Raw genomic sequence first — 22,682 nt, 5'->3', positions numbered from 1 at the left:
CAGCCCTTGTTTTGGATGCGCCCGTGTCAGGTTGGAGAGTGTGGCTCTGGTCGGGGGCGCCAATGATGGACTTCCTATGAAGCGAACCCGACGCAATACAGGCTTCTCGCTGATCGAGGTGATGACGGTGGTGGGCATCATCGCCGTTCTCGCCGCGCTCTCATTCGCCGCGCTGGACGTGCTGCCTCAGCGCACGCGGCTGACGGGTGGCGCGCTCGAGTTCTCCGCGGTGATCTCCAGTGCCCGCTCCCACGCGTACGGCCGCAACCAGCGGGTGGTGCTGGTGCTCAACGCCGATACGTACGGCCTGGGCAGCCCCATCCAGTACTGGGTGGTGGTGGATCCCTGGTCGAACATGAGCGCGACGATGGCTGCCAAGTACCCCGGCTGGCGCACGCTGAAGGACCTGGCGCCGGGCGCTCCCGCTCCCGCTGGCTCCGAGTACTCGCTGTTCGACTCGGGGCACTTCAATGCCTCGGTGCGGCTGTTCGAGGGCGGCTTCTTCGAGGCGATGGGTCACGTGGCGCACAAGGGCTGCACCGCTTCGCTCGACGCCAAGATTGGTCTGGCCCGGGGCCCCACGACAGGCTCCGACGTCTTCCCGCCGCCCTTCTGCTTCGTCCCCGACAAGACCGCATGCACTTTCTGCACGACGGACAGCCCGGGCAAGCCGCTGCGCGGCGCCATCTTCTTCGAGCCGGATGGCACCGTGAACTTCGCCGACGCGGAGGGCAAGCTGTCCCCGGATGGGGCCGCCTCCATCACCTTCTGGCCGACGTCCGGTGGGGGCAAGGAGAGTGCCCAGGCCGTCGTCATCACCAACACCGGCATCGTCCGGACTTTCTCGGCGAACAGGTGATTTCATGCTGAGACGCGTTTCCTCCCATCAACGCCCCGGCTTCACGACGATCGAGTCGCTCATCGCCGCGGTCGTCTTTCTCGTGGGCCTGGCCGGGCTGCTCGGCGCGCTCGTCCAGGCGCGCAGCGCCACCGGTCAGGCGCGTCGGCTCATGCAGGCCACCGACCTCGCCAACGACCTGGCCGAGCAGATTCAACTCTGGAAGTTCGACGGCACTCCCCCCGGCACGCTCGGCGGCACCGACGCGCGGCTCCTCTTCTCCGATCCCTTGTGCGCGGATGATCCGCTGGACAAGACCGGCAAGCTGCTCCACCCAGGCACGGGTGGCTACAACGCCTACAAGGCGTGCATGCACGGCGAGGTCATGCTCACGCTGGGGGGCCTCAAGTTCGGCGGGATGCAGAAGCCCGTTTTCAGGAACGAAGAGGGCGATCCGTCCAAGAACCTCACCACGTACGAGCGCTTCTACATCGTTCGCAAGAGTGACGATTACAGGCTGCAGATCTGGGTGAAGGTGCTCTACCTGGACGCGGGCGAGCCCCGCGTCGTGACCACCCAGGCCATGCGGGCCATGCCGCGAGGAGGCTTTCACTGATGCGGCGCCAGCGAGGATTCACTCTCATCGAGCTGATGGTGAGCTCCGCGGTGACCTTCATCACGGTGCTCGCGGTCTCCGCAGCCTTCCTCGGTTACACCCAGTCCTTCTACACGCAGGCGGGTATCCGGGGCGGACAGGCTTCGTTGAGGCAGACGCACCAGATGGTGGTGCGCAATCTGCGCATGGCCGGGTATGGCATGGAGCCGTGGCGGGCCTTCGACTTCCCGACGGGCTGGTCTCGCGACTCCCTCTCGTTCGTGAACCGGTCGGATCGGCTCGTCTTCCGGATGCGCAACCCGGCGTTCAGCACCACCGTCGCCAGCGTCTCGGAGACATCCATCACCCTGGCCCAGCCGCTGACCGAACCGTTGCTCAAGGGGCAGATCGTCCAGGTTATGTGCTCGGGTGCGGTCGGCTGGACCTATTCGCGGCTGAGTACGACTGCTGCCAAGGGAGACGTGGCGCTGTCGCTGCAGCCGACGACCGGCACATTCCCCAACCTCAACGAGGCCCGCAACTGCTTCACCACCTCGGGGAGCCTGCCGGTCTACCTCTACAAGATCGACGTCTACGACTACTCCATCCGGCTCATCGACGAGGACGGCAATCCCGCCACGCCCGGCAGGCCCTATCTGTTCCGTCGGCACGGGCTCGACGAGAAGGATCCGCTGGACTCGTATGGCGAGCCCGTGGCCGAGGACATCGAGGCGCTGCGCGTGAGCTTCGTGCGGAGTGACGGCACCTTCTTCACCCCCAACCCGACGGACCTTGCGCCCACCTACGATACGTTGGGGGACCCAGGGCTGGTCACGAACAACAATCCCGCCAACATCCGCGCCGTCGTGGTGGGGCTGGTGGCGCGGAGCACCACCCGCGATTCGGGGGCCAGCGCCGACATGATGAACCAGATTCCCGCGTTTGGGATGTTGCCGGACGGCTCTCCGGAGCTCGCACTCACCGCGGATCCGATGACGGGCCAGAAGGTGCCCTACGGCTTCCGGCGCGTTGTCTCCGAGATGTCCGTCCAGGTGCGTAACATGCGGTCCACGGAGATGCCCGTGCCGATCTACCATGACCCCGACGCGGCGCAGCCCAATGCCTGCAAGGGCGAGATTCCCACCGACGACAAGGCCTACAATTGCGCGGGTGGCTAGGAGGATTCCCCATGAAGAGACACCTCGGCAGACGTGGTTCCGTGCTGTTGTTGGTGGTGGTGCTGCTGGCGGTCATCAGTCTGCTGGCGGCCGCTGCCGTGGCCTTCTCCCACAGTGAGCTGGGTGCGGCCAGGAACGAGCGTAGCGGTGACGAGTTGCTCGCCTGCGCGGATGCGGGCCGTCAATACATGCTCTCGCGCTTCAGCCAGTTCAGCGACCCCGCGAAACTGTCCATCGAGCTGGCCACGGAGGGCATCAACCTGGCGTCCGGCTTGGATCTGAACTCGGCGGGCCTCGCCAACTGCCCTCCGGGCAACGTCCCCAAGGACGCCCGCTGTCTGCGCAGCGGCCACATCAATCAGGTGACCGTCAACAACGTCATCCAGGTCTCGGCCAAAGCGGGCGGTAACCGGAAGGACCTCCGGGATCTGACCAACATCGTCGGAGATGGCTCGTTCGGCGGCAAGCCGTATAAAGTGATGGTCCACTGTATGGACGAAAATGGTCGTGGGACCGAAGTGGAATTCGTGGTTCGCTTGGGTCTCTAGGAGCCTTTCATGATGCACATCGACTTCGACACCATGCGACGCGCCCTGCGGAAGCCGTTCAACCGCCGGGTGGGCTTGGCTGCGGGAGTGGTGGTGGCGGGGGCCGTGGGATTGTTGGCCCTGGAGAGTCGCTCGGGCTCGGTTCCCATGCCCGACAAGGCCGCGTGCTGCTCGAGCGCTGTGGCCATTGGCGACGCGATGATGAGCCCGGCCGTCGGGGGCGACAAGGACTTCTTCGAAGTCCCCTCCAGCCCGCCGAGCGCCATGTTCCTGCTGGGCAACAACGAGTCCATGATGGACTACCCCCAGTACCTGCCCGAGGCCTTCACGCCCGGCTACGATCCTCCTCCCGCGACTCCCGTGGTTGGAGACCGTGGCTATGACGGAGACTACGGTAACTTCGTCAACACGGGCTGCTCGGACCCCGCGCTGACTGGCGCGATGAGCTGGTTCGACAAGGACAGCGCGGATACCAAGAAGAACGGCTCCGTCATCTACGACAACGACGCCGACTTCAATCCGACACCCTTCTTCGAGCCGAACAAGTTCTACCACTCGCGTGGCCGGCGCATCGCCTGGCAGGTGGGCGAGTTCCCGTACTCCCTCAGCGCCTTCTTCACGACGCTGGATGGCACCACGGATACGTTGACGGCCTGCTTCCAGGTCGTCGGCTGGACCGGTGCGTATTGGAACTCGCCGGTGATGAACGAGTGCCAGTCGTGTCTGGCGAACAAGGGCTGGTGGCGCGGTCCGATGATCTCCGCCAAGACGCAGGTGGGCTACAACGGCCCCACGCGGTCCTTTGACGAGCCGCCGCTTCCTCCCGAGGCGTACCGCAAGTGGATCGTCAGCGGCCGCGTCCTCAACCTGCGTCCGCCCAAGTTCGTGGTGGCGCGCAAGGTGCTCAAGGACGTCATCAACATGGCGCCCAACGTCCGCATGGGCGTGGCCACCTTCGGCAAGGACCACGGCTGGTTCGACCCGCCGCAGATCCTCGCGAACCTGAGCCCGACCTGTGACAAGTCCTACCCCACCATCAACGAGGCCGCGCTCAACCGGCCCAAGCTGATGAGCGCCGTCAACAAGGCGCTGTTCCGTCACAACGAGCGCGCCATCGGCGAGGCCCTGTTCGGCCTGGGCGGCTACTTCTCCTCGCAGATCTCCGACAACAAGTGGGAGAACTGGTTCAAGCAGCCCCTCAATCCTGGCTACTTCGGTTGGCCGGGCTGCTGCAACGGCGGCACCTACGACAACCCGTACACGGGTCAGACCGGTGCGACCTACGCCGCGGGCTCCGATGAGTGGGTCAAGAAGGGCTTTGTGGACCCCTCCACGGGAGAGTGGAGGCCTGGCCAGCCGTGGGAGATTGATCCGCTGAACGAGCTGCCGGATGTCAACAAGCGCTCGGTGTGCTTCGGTTGCCAGGTCAGCTCGGTCATCGTGCTGACGGACGGCGCGCCCAAGTACGACAACTCGGTGCCCATCACCAAGATGATGGAACTGCTCGTCGCCAAGGGCGCCCGGCATCCGCCTCCGGATGGGTCGCTGGTCAAGTGGAATCCGGCGAACCCCGAGACCAACCCGGACGTGGGCGGCATCAACTACTGCGACCAGTTCGCGGATGACTCGGGCGTCAAGTACACCAAGGCGGACTGCGACTACACCGACTGGAACTGGCCGACCGGTCTGGGCGTGGGCAACAAGAACTTCATGGATGACGTGGCCTTCTTCCTGGCCAACATGGACCTGCGCGACGACATGCCGGGCACCCAGTCCGTGCGCACGTACACCATCGGTTATGGCGACAACAGCGTTATGCTCCAGAGCATCGCGAAGGCGGGCAAGGGCACTTTCACCCGCGTCAACGAGCCCGAAGAGCTGCGTAATGCCATCATCAACGCCCTCGGTGACCTGAAGCAGCTGTCCACCTCGTTCGCCGCCGCCAACATCTCCGGCGTGCAGGCCAGCGGCGTCCAGTCCTCGGTGTACGTGCCCCGCTTCATCCCCCGCCGCAACCGTCCGTACGAGGGTCACCTCTACCGCTTCTTCTATTACAGCGAGTTCGCCCAGGGGTGCGTGCCGCACGGGCCGACGGACCTCAACGATGACGGCGACTGTGACGACTCCTTCTACGTGGATGGGACGGGTATCTCGCTCCCTGTCGGCGTACCCTTGACACCCGATAAGTTCAGCAAGGACAACATCGTCCAGGAGAACACCGAGGGGGTCTGGGTACGGGTGAACACGGCTACCCCCGTGGATGGGGGCAAGGTGGAGGGCGGTACGCCCGCGCAGCCCTTCTGGGACGTGGGCGAGAAGATCGGCAAGCGCCAGGCGGCCCAGAAGTGCAATCCAAACCTCCGCCCCGGCGATGCGGGCTATGACACGTCAGGCCGTTGCATCTTCACCCTCATCGACAGGAACGACGACGGCAAGTTCACCTCGGAGGACAACCCGCCCGTCGAGTTCCATGAGGACAACCTCGCCCAACTCAAGAAGTACGTCCTGGCGGGCGGTGACGCGTTCTGCAGCACGCTCTTCGCCAAGCAGAAGAAGGGCACGTGGTCGGGCACCCCCGCGCAGCAGGACTACTGCGCCACCCAGCTCATCCGCTTCGTGCGCGGCATGGACGTCTTCGACTACGACGGTGACAGCATCCTGGACGAGGAGCGGCCGTGCGCGGACAACGCCAAGGCCGATGTCGCCACGTCCTGCAAGCTCGCGGACATCTTCCACTCCACGCCGGTGGTGGTGGATCCGCCTGTCGAGCCCTTCCTGTGTGACAACGCCCTGTCCGGTCAGTGCGTGTCCACGCTCTACAACCTCGTGGGTGGCATCCCGACCCCCAAGGCCACGCCGATGGACCCGGCCCCGAATTATTCTGCGGGCAACTACGGTGCCTACTCCGTCCACAAGGCGGCTTTGGAGAAGCGCGATCGCATCTTGCTGGTGGGCTCCAACGGCGGAATGATCCACGCCATCCACGCGGGCTCGGCCACGAGCGCCGCCAAGAAGGGCAAGTTCGACGACATCCACGACATTGGCACGGGCCAGGAGCTGTGGGCCTTCATCCCGCCGGACCTGCTGCCCAAGCTGGGCCTGATGGTGGGCGGTCACGAGTACTTCGTGGACGGCACGCCCATGGTGCGTGACATCTGGGCGGACGGGACCGGGGGCACGCAGCCCGGAGTGAAGGAGCCGGGCGAGTTCCGCACGATCGCCGTCACCACCGAGCGCGGCGGCGGTCAGCGCTTCGTGGCGCTGGACGTGACGGACCCGTACATGATGCTCAATGCGCTCAAGGATCCGAGCGACAAGAACCAACAGCCGTTCCGCTGGATGTTCCCCAATGCGTGCGACAAGGAGTCGGTCACCATGGGGCAGTCCTGGTCCAACTTCGCGCCCAGGCCTCCTCCCATCGGGCCGGTGCGTCTCAAGGCTGGCTCGAGTTCCGCGCCCAATGACATTGCTCGCGGCTGGGAGGAGCGTTGGATTGTCGCGCTCAACGGTGGCTACAGCCCGGACCTGACGCGCGGCCGCGGCGTGTACCTGGTGGATGCCTGGACGGGCCAGAAGCTGTGGTCCGCCGAGGCCCAGCCCATGGCCAAGACGGGCGCCTATGACGAGGTGCTCAACCAGATGATGCCCGTGGTGGCTTCGCCGGCCATGGTGGACATCGGCAAGGGTGACAGCGTGCAGCTCGACGCGGACGGCTTCTTCGACACGATGATCGTCGGCGACATGGGCGGCCAGGTGTGGACGTTCCGGTTCCACGAGCCGGGCGAGCGGGATGCCACCACCAAGCAGGTGAACAACTGGTTCGGTGCGCGCTCGCTGGAGATGGCGCGTGAGGACGGTTACCTGGGCGGGCCGCACAGCGCCTACCAGAAGGCCGCGTTCTTCCAGATCGCCTCCACCATCCGGCAGCCGGAGACGGGCTGGTTGCGCGCCTTCATGGGCACCGGCGACCGGCAACACCTGCGCACCACGCCGGGCACGGACTGCAGCGCGGACGACCTGCTGGCGTGCCTCCGCCTCAAGTGCAACGTGGAGGCGAAGCTCGTCGGAGAGATCAACGGCCAGAAGCGCACCAGCACCCTCAAGTACGTGGGTGGCGTGCTGACGGCGAGCAAGGAGGACTGGACGAGCACTGGGACCACGGCGTGCTCCGGGTCGCGGATGGAGCTGACCCAGCTCACCATCAGCTGCCCCGACCCGGCATACGGTTCCGGCGTGTACCCGCCGACCCTGCCGTCGGACGGCAAGCCGCGCGAGTTCACGACCGAGTCCTCCTGCTCGGGCTCGGGCAGCTTGTGGACGTGCAACCACCTCAACCTCAACACCGCCGAGCATGCCGATATGAAGTTGAGCTCCACCGAGCAGGGGTCGGTGGCGCTGCAGCGCTTCTTCGGCTTCCAGGTCTACGGCAGCGGTGGCCGCGCCTTCAATACCGCGGCCGGCGCGGTCTCGTTCGACCAGATGCGCCTGACGGACACCGCGGGCTTCAAGTGCGCGGATGGCAGCCCGTGCTCGCTGGTGGACGTGACCATTCCGGACTCGCTCTACAAGTACCTGCCTCCGGATGCCGCTGGGGTGAAGCAGCGCTACATCACCGCCGGTGACCTCTCCAAGGTGCCGCGCGCCAACGAGTTCTCTCCGGGCTGGTTCGTCCGCTACAACAACAGCTTGTTGGAGCGGACGGCGGAAGGCTCGACCGTGCTCGCGGGCGTCGTCTTCTGGCCCAGCTTCGCGCCGTCCTCCGGAGTGGGGTCCGCGGCCTGCTCGCTGGCAGGTCTGGGTGACATGTCCTACTCGTGGCAGGCGGACGTCATCACGGGTCTGCCGAACCTGGCCGAGAGCTTCCAGAAGTTCGACGTCGACCCGATGACCGGCAAGCGCACGCTCGTCGGCTACATCGACGCGAAGGCCCGCCCGACGAGCGGACCTCCGGGCTCGGGAATGCCGATCGTCTCGTTGTCGGCGACGGGTGCCAAGCGCTTCGAGGTGGCGATGTCGAGCCCGGGCGAGGCTCCCTCCACCGAGAACCTGAAGACCCAGGAGAATAAGGCTCCGGAAATCTACTGGCTCGAGGTGCCGCGCAACCTGCACTCGTGCCGCCACGAGAACGCCGCGAACTGCACCCAGTAGCGAGCCGGGCTTCCCGGTGAACCGGGCCTCTTCAGAGGCCCGGTGACTTCATCCCCTCTCCCTCCTCGGGAGAGGGGATTTTGTTTTGCGGGGGCTCAGGGGCCGACGATGGCGAGCGCGCTCCGGTCGAAGTCGATGAGCTGGCGGGCCACCGCGCGCACGTCCTCGGCCGTCACCGCTGCCACGCGCTCCGCGTAGTGGAGGAAGTTCTCCAGGCCCAGGCCGTAGCACGCGTCCAGCGCGAGCAGCGCGGCGCGCGAGCCGTTGCGCTGCAGGCCAATCTCATGCGTGCCGATGAGGTGCTGCTTCGCACGGGAGAGCTCGGCCTCGGGGATGGGCTCGTCGCGCACCCGGGCGAGCTCCGCGCGGATGCCGGCGAGCGCCGCCTCCAGCTTCTCGGGGCTGGTGCCCATGTAGACGGCGAAGTAGCCCGGATCCACGCCCTCGATGGAGAAACTGCTGACGCTGTAGGCCATGGAGCGCTTGTCGCGCAGCTCCACGAAGAGCCGCCCGCCCTGGCCGCTCAACAGCGTGGAGAGCACTTCCAGCGCGTGCCGCCGGTCGTCATTCACCCGCACGCCCTGGAAGCCCAGCACGAGGTGGGCCTGCGCCCGCGTCAGCACCCGCTTGTCCGAGCGCGGGGACTCGGGCGGTGGCTCGGGCCGTACCTGGGGTGGGGGCGCCGCGCGGCCTCGCGAGGCTCCGAAGGCCTCGTGCGCGAGGGCGAGCACCTCGTCCACCTTCACGTCTCCCACCACGCTCAGCACGAGCTGGGAGGGGTCCATGTGCGCGGCGTGGTAGGCGCGCAGCGCGTCCGGCCCCAGCTTCTCCACCGAGGCCTGCTCGCCCAGCGTGGACAGCCGGTAGGGGTGCGCGCGGAAGAGGGTGCGGCCGAAGAGATCGAACGCCACGCCGCTGGGCTTGTCCTCGCGCGTGAGGATGTCCTGCAGCAGCAGGGTGCGCTCCCGGTCCACCTCGGCCTCGGGGAAGCTGGGGTTGAGGAGGCAGTCCGCGAAGAGGCGGAAGGCGGGCTGGAAGTGGCGTGAGAGGAACTCGCCGCGCAGGCCCATCGAGTTGCGTCCACCCTGGCCCGAGAGCGAGCCGGCGAAGCTGTCGATGAGATGGGAGATCTCCTCCGCGTCGTGCGAGGGGGTGCCGCGCGTGAGGCTGCGGCTGAGCAGCGTGGTGAGGCCGTTGTTCTCCGCCGTCTCGTAGCGCAGGCCACCGGGGAAGGCGGCGCGCACGGCGAAGAGGGGCACGGCCGGCTCCTCGCGCACGAGGACGCGCGCCCCTGAGGGCAGCCGCTCCTCCACCACCCTGCCCGGACTGGCCGGCGGGGTGCGGCCCACCTTCAGCGCGGGCTCGGCGGGGGGGGCCCTGGGTGCACGGCGCTCGGACGGGACGCCGGGGGCCTCGCGGGAGACCCGGTCGAGGATCTCCTCCGTCTGCTCCGCGCCGAACGGGGTGCCCGGAGGCAGCAGCCCCGTGACGATGGCGTGGTCGAAGCGCAGGTAGCGCTCGGCCACCTCGCGGATTCGCTCGGGCGTGAGCCGCGCGATGGCTTCGTAATAGCGCGCCTCCGCCTCCAGGTCCCCCATGCTGGACTGGTAGTGGCCCATCTTGCGCGCCAGCCCCTGCACCGTCTCGCGCTGGTAGATGGCCTCCGCCTCGATGAGGGCCTTCACCGTGGCCAGCTCCTCCGCGGGCACCGCGCCCATGCGCAGCGCCGTCAGCACCCGCACGGTCTCCTCGACCGCCTGGGGCAGCTTCGCGGCCGGCAGGGTGAGGCTGGCGGTGAAGAGGCCGGGATCCTTGGGCGTGTAGGCGTACGCGTGGATGTCGTTGACGAGGCTGCGCTTGCGCTTCACCTCCAGCACCAGCCGCGACGTCTCGCCCTGGCCGGCGAGCATGGCCAGCGCGTCCAGCGCGGGCACGTCCGGATGGTCCGCCTGGGGAATGGGGAAGGCGAGATTGAAGTAGGCCTCCTTGACCTCGTCCGGGCGCAGCAGCACGCGGCGGCGCGTGGCCTCGGGCTCTCTCGCCCGGCCCACGGCGCCCTCATGGGGCCGGCCCCAGTCCCCGCCGAAGAGCTCCTCCACCCACTGGCGCAGCTGCGCCTCCGTGAAGTCGCCCGTGGCGGACAGCACCAGGTTCCTCGGCGTGTAGTGCCGCCGGTAGAACTCGAGCACCTTGTCCCGGTTGAAGCTGCGCACGCTCTCCGCGGTGCCGATGACGGGGTGGCGGTAGGGGTGCACCTGGTAGGCGGTGGAGAACAGGTCTCTCGAGGCGCGCCGGGCCGGGGTGTCCTGGCTGCGCTTGATCTCCTCGCACACCACCTCGATTTCCCGCGCCAGCTCGTCCGCGTCGAAGGCGGAGGAGCGGATGGCATCGCCGAGGATGTCCAGGCCCATGCGGGCGAACTGGCTGGCGATGACGATGTGGTAGACCGTCTGGTCGAAGGACGTCCAGGCGTTGATTTCGCCGCCGTGGGCCTCCACGTCGCGGGCGATCTCCCCGGGGCCTCGGCGGGCCGTGCCCTTGAAGAGCATGTGCTCGTGCAGGTGCGCGAGTCCGGCCTGGTCGGGGCGCTCGTCGGCGCTGCCGGCCTTGACCCACACCTGGAAGGCGGCCACCCGGGCGGCGTGCTGCTCCTCGAAGACGACGGTGAGTCCGTTGGGGAGTGTGTAGCGCTGAGCCATGGAACGTCCGAACCTGACACCGGCTGTGTGGGGTGGCAAGGCAAGCCGGAGGCCTTTCCGACCAGTCCCTAACGCCAGGAGGGGTCCGCCGCGAGCCTGTTGTGAGCCTGGAGACCAGACGGGAGGCCGTGATGCACGTGGAGCGCGGACGTGTGTGGAGAAGAGGCGCTGCGGGCGTTAACCTGGGCACGCATGGGGTCGTCGCCAGAGGAGCAGGATCCACTCGCGGAGCTGAGGGAGAGCCTGGAGGCGGAAGCCCGTCCCGCGGCCTCGTCCGTTCCCCCGCCACTGCCTCCTCGCCGGGGTGCGACCGCTCCGGCCTCGGGCAAGGCGACATCCACCCCTCCGGCCGCCTTCCGGCCCGCGATGTCCCTGCCCTCCGTGCAGCAGTCGTCGCCCCGGGCCCCGGAGCCCGCGGCCGCCCCGGCCCGCCCCGTGGGCGCGGCGGACCCCTTCTCCGAGCCGCCCGAGCCGCGCATGGCGCTGGGCGCCGCCCCGGAGGAGAAGCTCGAACACTTCCGCCTGGTGCTGAAGCAGAAGACGGAGACGCTGGCCCGCGCACGGTCGCTCTACGCCGAGCACGACGCCGAGCTGCAGGCGTTGCGTGTCTCCGAGGCCACGCTGCGCGCGCAGTGGACGGAGGCGAGGGAGCAGCTCGCCACGTTGAAGGATCTGCCCGCGAAGCTGGAGAACACCTCGGCGGCGCTGTCGCGCGAGGGCGCGCGCACGGCGGCGGCCGAGGCGAAGGTGGCGGAGCTGCAGGGAGAGCTGCACTCGGCGGAGGAGGAGCGCAAGGACCTCTCGCGCGCGCTGGCCGAGGTGGAGTCGGAGCTGTCGAGCCTCACCGGAGAGCTGAAGCACGAGCGGGACTCGCGCGGCTCCATCGCCGAGGAGCTCGTCGGAGCGAAGGAGGCCCTGTCGCTGGCGCAGGACCGGGTGGCGGAGCTGGCGGCGGAGCGCGCCGAGATGCAGGGGGCGCTGGAGGCCGTCCGGGAGCAGTACCAGGCCAACCTGGCCGAGCTGGAGCAGAGCAGCGGAGACCTGGCGGAAGCCCAGCGGGAGCGGGAGCTCGCCGAGGCGGAGCGGGCGGGGCTGGCGGCGCGGGTGGCGCAGTTGGAGTCATCGCTCGCGGAGTCCGAGTGGTCCAGCCAGTCGCTGGAGGAGGCCCAGGCGCGCACCCGCGACCTGGAGGCCGAGCGCGACACGGCGCGTACCGAGGTGGCGGAGCTCGCCGCGCGGCTGGATGCGGCGGAGGCCGAGCTGGTGCAGCTGCGCGACCGGATGGAGACGGACGCGGTGGCGCTGACGCAGGCGGCGGAGCAGGCCGAGTCGCAGGTGGCGGCGCTGCAGGAGGAGCTGCAGACGGTGGAGTCGGACCGGCAGGACCTCTCGCGCGCACTGGCGGACGTGGAGGTGGAGCTGGGGCGCGGGCGAGCGCAGGCGCAGCAGGACTCGGAGCGCACGGCGGCGGCGGATGCGCGGGTGGCGGAGCTGGAGTCCGAGCTGCGGACGGTGGAGTCGGACCGGCAGGACCTCTCGCGAGCACTGGCGGATGTGGAGGCGGAGCTGGCGCGCGTGCGGGAGCAGGTGGCCCAGCAGGAGGCCGCCCAGGCGGAGGAGGAGCTGGAGGTGGAGGAGTTGGATGCCGAGAGCCGCGCGCGCGAGGCCGAGGCGTTGACGGAGCGGCTGCGGCAGCGGGTGACGATGCTGGAGGGGGCGCTGGAGGCCTCGCGGAGCAAGGGGCAGGCGTCAGCGGCGGAGGGCTCGGTGCGCGTGACGCTGGAGGCCCGGGTGGCGGAGCTGGAATCGGAGCTGGAGGAGGAGCGGGCGCGGCGTACCACGCTCGAGCTGTCGGCGCCGGCCGCGGAGGCGTCCGGAGCCACCGCCGAGCTGCTCGCCGAGCGCGACCAGCTCAAGGCGGACGTGGCGGCGATGAAGCGCAAGCTGGTGGCGGCGGAGACGGCCCTGGAGTCGGCGGCCAGCTACAAGATGAAGGTGTCCCGGTTGGAGGCGCAGCTCGCGCAGCTCCGGGGAGCGAAGTAGCACGGCATGGACTTCGCGGGCCCCATCGATCCCCTCACGGGAACACCGGCGGCACGGTTCGGGCTGTACGTGCACTTCCCGTACTGTCTGGCGAAGTGCCCCTACTGCGACTTCGCGGTGGCGGTGGTGCGCGAGGTGCCGGAGGAGCGCTACGCGCGTGCGGTGCTGGCGGAGCTGGACGCACGGTTGGCGGCGGAGCCGTCGCTGCGCGGGCGGCCCCTGGAGTCCATCTTCCTCGGAGGGGGGACGCCCTCCATCTGGCACCCGCGCTGGGTGGCGCACGTGCTGGAGGGCGTGGCGGCGCGGCTGTCGGTTGCACCGGGTGCGGAGATCTCCCTGGAGGCCAACCCGAGCGTCGCGGACGCCGAGCGCTTCGCGGGCTATCGGGCCGCGGGCGTCAACCGGCTCTCGCTGGGCGTGCAGTCCTTCCACGAGGAGACGCTGAAGGCACTGGGGCGCGAGCACTCCAGCCAGGAAGCGGTGGCGGCATACGAGACGGCGCGGCGGGCGGGCTTCGACGTGGTGTCCATGGACTTCATCTACGGGGTGCATGGGCAGACGCGGGCGCAGGCGGAGGCGGATGCGCGCCAGGCCGCGGCGCTCGGGCCCGAGCACCTGTCCACCTACGCCCTGACGGTGGAGCGCGAAGTGCTGGCGGTGGCCACGCCGCTGTCCCGGCAACTCGACAAGGGGGAGCTGGTGCTGCCCCCGGACGAGGCCGTGGTGGAGATGGCGCAGGCCATCCGCGACGCCTACGAGGAGCACGGGCTGCGCCGCTATGAAATCTCCAACCACGCGAAGCCGGGGCTCGGCTCGCGGCACAACGCGCTCTACTGGACGGGCGGCGAGTACCTCGCGCTGGGCGTGGGGGCCACGGGCATGTTGCTCACGTCCGGGCCGGGCGAGCAGCCCGCGGGCTACCGCTACGTGAACCTGCGCGGCTCGGACGCATACATGCGGGCGGCGGAGCAGGGCACGCTGCCCGAGTCCAGCCGCGAGGAGCTGGGCCCCCAGGAGCTCTTCGAGGAGCGTCTGGCCATGGGACTGCGGCTGCGCTCCGGGGTGGACTGGGAGGCGGTGTGCGCGCGCTACGGCCAGGATCCGGAGCCGCGCCGCGCGGAGATTGCCCGGCTGGTGCAACATGGCCTCGCGAGGCTCGAGGGCCCCAGGCTCGTGCTCACCGACGCGGGCGCGGACGTGCATAGCGCCATCAGCGCGCGGCTCCTGTAACGTCCGCTCGCATGGACAACCTGTTCGTGCTCCCGGAGCCTCTGCCCGAGGAGGAGACCTTCGAGCCACTCCTGCCCGATGCGGGCGTCCTCATCGAGCGCATCATCTCCACGGGGCAGGCTACGCCTCCCGGCCACTGGTATGACCAGGCGCGGGACGAGTGGGTGGTGCTTCTCCAGGGTCGCGCGAAGCTCGCCTGGGAGGATGGGCGGACGCGCGAACTCGGCCCGGGCGATCATGTCTTCCTCCCCGCGCACGAGCGCCACCGCGTGGAGTGGACCTCGCGCGAGCCCCCCTGCATCTGGCTCGCGGTGCACGGCGACCTGCGCGGCGTCAGGGGTTGAGCTTGCCGCTCGGGGTGGGGGAGGGCGCCACCAGCTCCATGCGCCCGTCGGGATAGAGGGCGGTGAGCTTGCCGCCTCGAATCTCCACCGCGGCGATGTGGCGGCCGTAGCCGGTGCTCAGGCCGGTGTCGATGAACACCGCCTTCCCGCCGAACCGCGTCCGGATCTTCCCATCCCGGTCGGTGGTGTGGCCCATCACCATCCGCTTCGCGCCAAAGCGCTGCAACACCGAGTCGAGGGCGGGCCCCGTGCCCTCTTCCTCTCCCAGCGCGTAGCCGCGGAACCACAATGGCCCCTGCGAGTTCGTCCCGCCTCCCGGAGGGTTGCCGGGGAACAGATCCTGCCTCACCCAGCGGTTGAGTTCGGCCAGGGTCTTCGCTGGCACCTCCGGCGCGACGCCTCCGTGCACGAAGAGCGTGTCGTTGATGCGCACCACCGCGAGGTGGGTGCGCAGCCAGCGGCCATAGCGTCCCTGGAGCCCATACGCCGTGCGGTGCCCGTTCTGCCCTCGTGGCGTCCCGGACGCATCCGGTTCGGTGCCCTGGTCCGCGAACGAGGCCAGCTCGCCCGGGGTGACGTAGCGCAGGTCCCCGAGCATGTTCATCACCTCGTGGTTGCCCAGCAGCGCATGCACCCGGCCTCCCGCCGCGAGCGCCTCCTTCTCCAGCTGCATCAGCAGCTCGAAGGCCTCGCGGGTGCGCTCTCCACGATCCGGGATGTCTCCCGTCTGCACCAGGTGCGCCTTGCCTCCCTTCCACCGGTCCTTCTCGTCGATGAGGCCGGCCAGCCGCAGCACGTCCTTCAGTGCTTGCACATCCCCGTGCACATCGCCCACCGCCACCACGCGCTCCACTCCCGAGAAGGTGTGGGGGAGCTCGTCCTCGAGGCGGGGAGAGGCCGGAGCGGTTGAAGGAGGCGCCGCCGCCAGGAGCAGGGGGACGATCACGGTGAAGAGGAGCGGGCGGGCGGTGATGGGAGACATGAGACTCTCCTCGGGTGGAGGCCCGCACCCTAGCCGTCTCCAGGTGGAAGCGGGGGCTCCAAACGGAAACGGCGCGAGCAGGTTGCTTGCCTGCTCGCGCCGTCCATGTCCGGCAGGGCCGGGGTGCTGACTACGGGGCCTTCGGGGCCTCCTCGCCAGCGACCTTCAGGATGTTGAACTCCACGCGGCGGTTGTTCTCACGGCCGGCCGCCGTCTTGTTGGTGTCCACGGGCTTCTCCTGCCCGTAGCCCACCGCCTCGAGACGCTCTTCGGCGATGCCCTCCTTGATGAGGAAGGCGCGCACGTTGGCCGCGCGGCGCTGCGACAGCTTCTGGTTGTTGGCGGCCTTGCCCTGGTTGTCCGTGTGGCCTTCCACGCGCAGCAGCTCGATTTGCGGGTTGGCGCGCAGGATCGACGCCACCTGCTTCAGCAGGTCGAAGGACTTGTCCAGGATGATGTCCTTGCCCGTGGCGAAGTACACCTTGTCCAGGATGACGATGCGCTTGGACTCCAGGCGCACCTTGGACTTGCCCTCGTCGGGGCAGCCGTCCTCGTCCTTCACGCCGTTGATCGTCTCGGGCTGCATCGGGCACTGGTCCTCCCAGTCCGGGATGCCGTCCTTGTCGTTGTCCGGATCCGGGCAGCCGTCCTGGTCCTCGAAGCCGTCCTTGTCCTCGGGCTGGGTCGGGCACTTGTCCTTGTCGTCCGTCAGGCCGTCCTTGTCCGTGTCCACCGGCGCCTTGTCCGGGCAGCCGTCGGCGTCCTCGAAGCCGTTCACCGTCTCGGCGTCGTTGGGGCACTTGTCCTGGACGTCCAGGATGCCGTCGCCGTCGTTGTCCGGGTCCGGGCAGCCGTCGTCGTCCTGGAAGCCGTCCTTGTCCTCGGCCTCGTTGGGGCACTTGTCCTGGACATCCGTGGTGCCCGTGCCCGTCGCGATACCGTCCCCGTCCGTGTCGACGGGCGGCGGAGGCGCCACGGGCTCCGGAGCGCGCTCACCGGGCTGGGTCCAGTCGAGACCCGCGAAGACGCGGAAGCCCGGAGTGCCGTAGCCGCGGGTGAGGCCCGGGCCACCGCCCACGTGGGCCGCCAGCCCCGGGGTGATGCGGTACTGCACCGCCGCGAGGAGCTCCAGCGGACGCCCCTCCATGTCCTGGTCGTTCAGCCCGAGTGCGCCCGCGAGGTTGGCGCGCAGCGCGAGCTTCTCGGTGAAGGGCACCTGGGCACCCACCGCGTACATCAGCTCGGTGCCCGTGCGCAGGTTGCGCACCTGCTGCTCGCCCTGGAGGTTGGCGCCCAGGTTGGCCACCAGCCGCAGGCCCTTGCTGTTGCCCCACTCGGCGATGAGCTGGGGCCGCGCGCTCACACCCGAGCCGCCGCGGAAGCCCTGGCCTCCGGCGGAGGGCAGCAGCACCGGGACGACGAGACCCAGGTCGAACCCGCCCGCCGTCAGCAGGTGCGCCTTGGGCACCAGTCGCAGGTCACCCAGGCCGGCGCCGTTCACGCCGTTCTTGAAGGCCGGCATGACGGAGGCGCCGCTCTCGGAGGACTGGTACGTGAGGGGCAGTGCCACACCCAGCTCGAACCGGTTCCACAGGGAGATGGACCCCATCAGGTCCAACGTCACCTGGTGGGCGACGATGGAGTAGATGAAGTCGTTCTGGCGGGGGTCGAGGAAGCCCAGGGGGTTGCTCGCGTAGTTGATCGAAGCCCCCAGGTGCCAGCCGAGGTGCCCGTCCACCTTGGCGCCGTGCACGCCGAGGATGTCCGTGGCGCCCGGGCCGGGCTTGTAGCGCTGCACGTCGATGGACTGGGACAGCGGGGACGGGGTGGGCGCCTGGGCGTCCGCCGCCGGAGCGGACAGCACACCCAGGAGACCCAGCAGCCCACCGGCCGCCGCGGTGCCACGGCGCGGGGAGCGCCGCGAGCGCATCATCGGCACGGCGAACAGCAGCGCCGCCAGCCACACCAGCGGAGAGCCGCTCGAGGTGCTGCAGCCACGGCCGGCGATGATGAAGTCATCCGTGTCGTCCAGCGGGTTGCCGTTGGTCTTCACCTCGTCACCATCGGACACGCCACCGTGGTCGGTGTCCGGGTCGTTCGGATCGGTCTCGCCCGAGTCGAAGCGGCCGTCGTGGTTCTTGTCCTCCTCACCATCCTTGAGGCCGTCACCGTCGGTGTCGGCGACCTTGGGATTGGTGGTGGTGGACGGATCCGCGTCGGGCACGAAGTTGGGCGAGCTGGTGTCGGTGCCCGCCGGAGCGGTGGCCGCCGTCACGCCGAGTTCGGTGCCGTCGTTGATGCCGTCGTTGTCGCTGTCCGGGTCGAGCGCATCGATGCGGCCGTCCTTATCCGTGTCGGTGATGCCGTCCTTGCCATCGACGACGCCGTCGTCATCGGTGTCCGCGTCGTTCGGGTCGAGGCCGAGCTCGACCTCGACACCATCCGAGAGGCCATCACCGTCCGTGTCCGGGTTCCTCGGGTCGGTCTCGCCCGGGTCCACGACACCGTTGTGGTTCTTGTCCTCGACGCCATCGGGGAGGCCGTCACCATCCGAGTCGGTCTTGCGCGGGTCGGTCTCGCCCGGGTCCACGGTGCCGTTGTGGTTCCTGTCCTCGACGCCATCCGGGATGCCGTCACCATCCGTGTCGGCCTTCGTCGGATCGGTGCCGGTGGCCACCTCGACGCTGTCGGGGATGCCGTCACCGTCCGTGTCCTTGGTGGGATCGTCGTCCGCGGGGTTGAGCGGATTGGTCTCACCGGGGTCGACCTTGCCGTTGTGGTTCACGTCCTCGATACCGTCGGACACGCCACCGTTGTCGGTGTCCACGTCGAGCGGGTCCGTCTTGGTCGACGGATCCGCATCGGCCTGGAAGACGGCCAGGTTGGTGTTCAGGCCCTGGGGAGCGCTGAGGCCCAGCTCGGTGCCGTCCTGAATGCCGTCACCATCCGTGTCCTTCTTGAGCGGATCGGTCTTGGAGGTGGCGACCTCGTAGCCATCCGTGAGGCCGTCATCATCCGTGTCGTCGTCGAACGGATCCGTCCCACGAGCCGTCTCCTCACTGTCGGACAGGCCATCGCCATCGCTGTCGGCCGTGGTTTTGTCGTCCGCCTTGATGTTCGGGTCGGTCTCACCGGAGTCGACGCGGCCGTTGTGGTTCTTGTCCTCGGCGCCGTCGGACACGCCACCATCATCGGTGTCGGCGTCCTTGGGGTTGGTGGTGGTGGACGGATCCGCGTCGGGCACGAAGTTGGGAGAGCTGGTGTTGGTGCCCGCCGGAGCGGTGGCCGCCGTCACTCCGAGCTCGGTGCCGTCCTTGAGGCCGTCGTTGTCGCTGTCCGGGTCGAGCGCGTCGATGAGGCCGTCGCCATCCGTGTCGGTGATGCCGTCCACGCCGTCGATGACGCCGTCGTCATCGGTGTCCGGGTCGTTCGGGTCCAGACCGAGCGCCACTTCGGTGGCGTTGGGCACGCCGTCGCCGTCCGTGTCGTCGTCCGCCTTGACGTTCGGATTGGTCTCACCGGGGTCGACGCGGCCGTTGTGGTTCTTGTCCTCGGTGCCGTCGGACACGCCACCGTCGTCGGTGTCGGCGTCCTTGGGGTTGGTGGTGGTGGACGGATCCGCGTCGGGCACGAAGTTGGGAGAGCTGGTGTTGGTGCCCGGCGGAGCGGTGGCCGCCGTCACACCCAGCTCGGTGCCGTCCTTGAGGCCGTCGTTGTCGCTGTCCGGGTCGAGCGCGTCGATGAGGCCATCTCCGTCCGTGTCGGTGATGCCGTCCGCGCCGTCGATGACGCCGTCGTCATCGGTGTCCGGGTCGCTCGGGTCCAGGCCGAGCGCCACTTCGGTGGTGTCGGGGATGCCGTCGCCGTCGGTGTCGGTCACGGTCTTGTCGTCCGCCTTGACGTTGGGATCCGTCTCGCCCGGGTCGACGCGGCCGTTCTGGTTGACGTCCTCCACACCATCGGACACGCCACCGTCATCGGTGTCCGTGTCGAGCGGGTCGGTGGTGGTGGACGGGTCCGCATCGGGCTTGAAGATGGACGTGTTGGTGTTCGAGCCCTGGGGCGCGGTCAGGCCCCGCTCGGTGCCGTCCTGGATGCCGTCGCCATCCGTGTCCGTCCTGCGCGGGTTGGTCTCGCCGAGCTCGGGCTCGAAGATGCCGTTGCCGTTGGCGTCCTCGTTGCCATCCAGGATGCCATCGTCGTCCGAGTCGTCGTCGTTCGGGTTCGTCCCGGTGGCCGTCTCGATGCTGTCGGGGATGCCGTCATTGTCGGTGTCGAGACCGATGAGCCAGGTGTAGGTGGCCGGAGTGGGGTCCACCACGCCGCTATAGGTCCTGGCACGTACGGCGAAGGTGTGACGCCCGTCGGGCAGGCCCGTGTAGGCCTTCGGGCTGGCGCACGTCACGAAGGCGCGGCCGTCGAGGCTGCAGTCATAGCTGCCGACGTCGCCCCTCCCGAAGGCATCGAACACGAAGGTGGCATCGGGGCTCGTGGTTTTGAGCGGCGGCTGGGTGGTGATTTTCGTGTCCGGCGGGTTCGCCGTGATGGTGAACGGGACGCTGGTGGCGGGGCTGGTGTTGCCCGCCGCGTCCTGCGCCGTGGCACCGACGGTGTGCGGGCCGTCCGCGAGCGGCTCCGGCGAGGGGATGGACCAGTTGCCCGAGCCATCCGCCACCACCCGGCCGATCACCTTGCCATCGACGCTCACGATGACGATGGCGTTGGGCTCGGCGGTGCCGGTGAACAGCGGGCGCTGAATGGTGAGCGTGGCGCCGGAGGTCGGCGAGGTGATGACGGGCGCGGCAGGCGCCACCGTGTCCACCGTGAAGTTCGTGGTGGCCGGCTGGCTCTCGTTGCCCGCGCCGTCCTTGGCCACCGCCGTGACGGTGTGGGGCCCCTCGCTCAGCGGGGTGCTATCGCAGGACCAGGTGCCAGCGGCGGTGACGGTGGCGGTGCAGAGCACCGTGCTGCCCTCCGTCACGGTGACCGTGGTCCCCGGCAGGGCCGTACCGGAGTAGGTGGGCGTGTTGTCCCGAGTGATGGTGCCGGGCGCCGGCGTCTGGATGGTGGGCTGCGGGACGATGGCGACCTCGATCTTCGTGGGTCCGCTGCCGTCCGGGCTGTGCGAGGGCGTCTTCACCGGGTCGATGCCCAGCAGGCCGCCGGCCTCGATGAAGGCCTGGTTCTCCACCTTGCCCGAGGTGGTGGCCTTGACCTTCATCTGGAAGGAGACGCTGGTGCTCTCGCCCACATCCCCCGCCTTGATGATGCCCTTCAGGGTGCCGCCCTTGCTGGGCGTGGCGCCCGTGCCCAGGTAGACGGTGATGGTGCGGGTGGCGCTGTCGTACTCGCCGACGTCGTCGCCCTTGGCGTCGGTCAGGCTGCCAGGAGGGGTGGGGTCGCTCGCCGCCACCGTGAGGAGCTTGATGGAGCCCGGGACGTAATCCAGCTGCGCGGGCAGCGTGTCCGTGAGGACCGTGTCGCGCGAGTGGTCATCGCCCACGTTGATGGTGGAGATGGTGTACTCGATGATGTCGCCCGGACGGACCGTGCCGTCGGCGCGGCTGATGTTCCTGGCCGTCTTGACGGTGTTGGTGAAGTCCGGGGCCTGGGTGGTGATGGAGGTGATGAAGCCGCCCAGCCAGAACTTGTCGCCGCTGGTGTTGACCTTCACCGAGGCCGAGTGGTCGCCGGCGTTCACCGTGACGTCCACCACGTCCAGGTCCATGCCGGACAGGCTTCCCTGCGTACCGGTGAGCTGCGGACGGTCTCCCTTGTTGCTGATGGGGAGGGTATCGAAGATGCCGTCGGTGCCCGCGTCGATGCCCGCCAGCGGCGTGTCGGTCTTCACGCCCGTGTTCCGGGTGCTCCAGGAGCGCGTGCTGTTGAAGAAGTTGTTGGCCGGGTTGAGGTCGTTGCTGATGAGCTGGCCGTTGAACTCGAAGGTGTCGTTGATGTCCGGCGCGGGGTCATCACCCTCGAAGGCGATGACGCCCAGCTTGGCGTCGACGGCGTAGGACGGCACGTAGAAGCCATCCAGGGAGATGGTGGTGCCAGGAGTGCCCGCGACGACCCGCATGCTGTCGAAGAGCTTCAGGTGCCGCTTGGTCGCGCCCGGCTCCTCGTAGAAGACCACCATCCACCAAGCGTCGAAGAGGTACTCACCCGACGTGGTGTCGAAGGGGATGGCCTGCACATCCGTGACCTGGTAGGGGCCCGAACCGTAGGCCTTCACCAGGTCCGTGATGTCCACCGTGGACTGGTACTGGTACTCCGCGCCCGCCTCGGTCTGGAAGGCGTAGTCGTCGGCGGTGAGGGACTTCTCGAAGCCCACCACACCCGGCCGGGACAGCGTGGCCGTCAGGTCCGGCGCCGCGATCTTGTCGCCCGCGGAGGAGTTGAAGCGGGTGGCCGCCCAATACAGGCGCGCATAGATGACCCTGGCCCCGGGAGGCAGGCTGAGCACGGCCTGGCTGCGGGCCAGCAGGGGATTGGCGACGGGGATGGGGCCGCTGGGCGGCAGGTAGGGGCTGGTGCTGGCGCCGGTGTTCTCCAGCGTCCAGTCATCCAGGGTCCAGAAGAAGTCCGGAGAGGTATCGCGTTGGGAGCAGCTGCGCTCGCCGTACACGAAGTCGTTGGGCGGCGCCTTGCCGATCAGCGGCCGGGGTGTGGTGCTTCGGCAGTCCTGTCCGAGCGTGTTGCCGACGAGCGCGAAGTTGCCGTGCAGGTCGCCCCAGTAGCGCAGCTTGGGGGCCGCGTCGTTGGTGGGCGTATCGGCTCGGGCCGCACCGGCCGTCAGCAATACCAGGAGGGCCAGCAGTAGCGCCGGCGCGGACGTCAGCGTCGCGAGGCCTCGGCGCATGGCCGGGATTGGCGGAAGAGGAGTTCGCATGAGTGCCACGGGGTTGAAGGAGGGGTGGTGGATGACCAGGGCGCCCCCTGTGCAAAGCCGGAGCCATCGCGCGCCCATGTGTGCAGCTTACGCCAGTCCACCTCCCGGCCGCGAATTCCAGGCCAGCGGCTCGTCTGGGGACAGTTTAAGCTCATGGGGTGATTCGGCGGCGGCGCCCGCCCGCT

At 68.8% G+C, this 22,682-nt stretch carries 11 protein-coding genes; 8 read left to right on the top strand and 3 right to left on the bottom strand.

Features of this window, described 5'->3' with window-relative positions; translation table 11 throughout:
- The first annotated feature begins 76 nt into the window (after positions 1-76).
- The 5 genes from DAT35_RS20955 to DAT35_RS20935 are packed head-to-tail and all read left to right on the top strand — an operon-like array spanning position 77 to position 8,307.
- On the top strand, positions 77-859 hold the full coding sequence (locus tag DAT35_RS20955) for a Tfp pilus assembly protein FimT/FimU (protein WP_108068833.1): 783 nt from the start codon (positions 77-79) through the stop codon (positions 857-859).
- Between the two features lie 4 nt (positions 860-863).
- Positions 864-1,454 (top strand): hypothetical protein, encoded by a 591-nt coding sequence (locus DAT35_RS20950; RefSeq protein ID WP_108068831.1) that lies wholly within the window; start codon positions 864-866, stop codon positions 1,452-1,454.
- Positions 1,454-2,611 carry a prepilin-type N-terminal cleavage/methylation domain-containing protein gene (locus DAT35_RS20945; protein ID WP_108068829.1) on the top strand — a complete coding sequence of 386 codons (1,158 nt, stop codon included), beginning with the start codon at positions 1,454-1,456 and terminating at the stop codon, positions 2,609-2,611. The genes DAT35_RS20950 and DAT35_RS20945 overlap by 1 nt, the downstream gene beginning before the upstream one ends.
- A gap of 11 nt (positions 2,612-2,622) precedes the next feature.
- Positions 2,623-3,159 (top strand): hypothetical protein, encoded by a 537-nt coding sequence (locus tag DAT35_RS20940; protein WP_108068827.1) that lies wholly within the window; start codon positions 2,623-2,625, stop codon positions 3,157-3,159.
- 9 nt (positions 3,160-3,168) lie between these two features.
- Positions 3,169-8,307, top strand: coding sequence for a hypothetical protein (locus tag DAT35_RS20935; RefSeq protein ID WP_108068826.1), 5,139 nt, complete (start codon positions 3,169-3,171; stop codon positions 8,305-8,307).
- Between the two features lie 95 nt (positions 8,308-8,402).
- On the opposite strand, the gene DAT35_RS20930 is transcribed toward DAT35_RS20935, so the two are convergent.
- On the bottom strand, positions 8,403-11,006 hold the full coding sequence (locus DAT35_RS20930) for a pitrilysin family protein (RefSeq protein WP_108068825.1): 2,604 nt from the start codon (positions 11,004-11,006) through the stop codon (positions 8,403-8,405).
- 192 nt (positions 11,007-11,198) lie between these two features.
- On the opposite strand from DAT35_RS20930, the gene DAT35_RS20925 reads away from it, so the two are divergent.
- Genes DAT35_RS20925 through DAT35_RS20915 form a run of 3 tightly spaced genes read left to right on the top strand, consistent with a single transcriptional unit; the run spans position 11,199 to position 14,623 of the window.
- Positions 11,199-13,049 carry a gliding motility protein gene (locus DAT35_RS20925; protein WP_108068824.1) on the top strand — a complete coding sequence of 617 codons (1,851 nt, stop codon included), beginning with the start codon at positions 11,199-11,201 and terminating at the stop codon, positions 13,047-13,049.
- 6 nt (positions 13,050-13,055) lie between these two features.
- A complete protein-coding gene (gene hemW, locus DAT35_RS20920; protein ID WP_108068823.1) occupies positions 13,056-14,279 on the top strand; it encodes a radical SAM family heme chaperone HemW in 1,224 nt (407 codons plus the stop codon).
- An 11-nt stretch (positions 14,280-14,290) separates the two neighbouring features.
- A complete protein-coding gene (locus tag DAT35_RS20915; RefSeq protein ID WP_108068822.1) occupies positions 14,291-14,623 on the top strand; it encodes a cupin domain-containing protein in 333 nt (110 codons plus the stop codon).
- On the opposite strand, the gene DAT35_RS20910 is transcribed toward DAT35_RS20915, so the two are convergent.
- Positions 14,613-15,605 carry a metallophosphoesterase gene (locus DAT35_RS20910; protein WP_108068821.1) on the bottom strand — a complete coding sequence of 331 codons (993 nt, stop codon included), beginning with the start codon at positions 15,603-15,605 and terminating at the stop codon, positions 14,613-14,615. The genes DAT35_RS20915 and DAT35_RS20910 overlap by 11 nt on opposite strands.
- Positions 15,606-15,735: 130 nt before the next feature.
- Positions 15,736-22,467: an Ig-like domain-containing protein gene (locus DAT35_RS20905; protein WP_158501810.1), complete on the bottom strand. Its 6,732-nt coding sequence runs from the start codon at positions 22,465-22,467 to the stop codon at positions 15,736-15,738.
- Positions 22,468-22,682 lie beyond the last annotated feature (215 nt).

Source organism: Vitiosangium sp. GDMCC 1.1324 (assembly GCF_003044305.1).
Lineage (GTDB): Bacteria > Myxococcota > Myxococcia > Myxococcales > Myxococcaceae > Archangium.
This window is presented reverse-complemented; position numbering and strand designations above follow the sequence as displayed.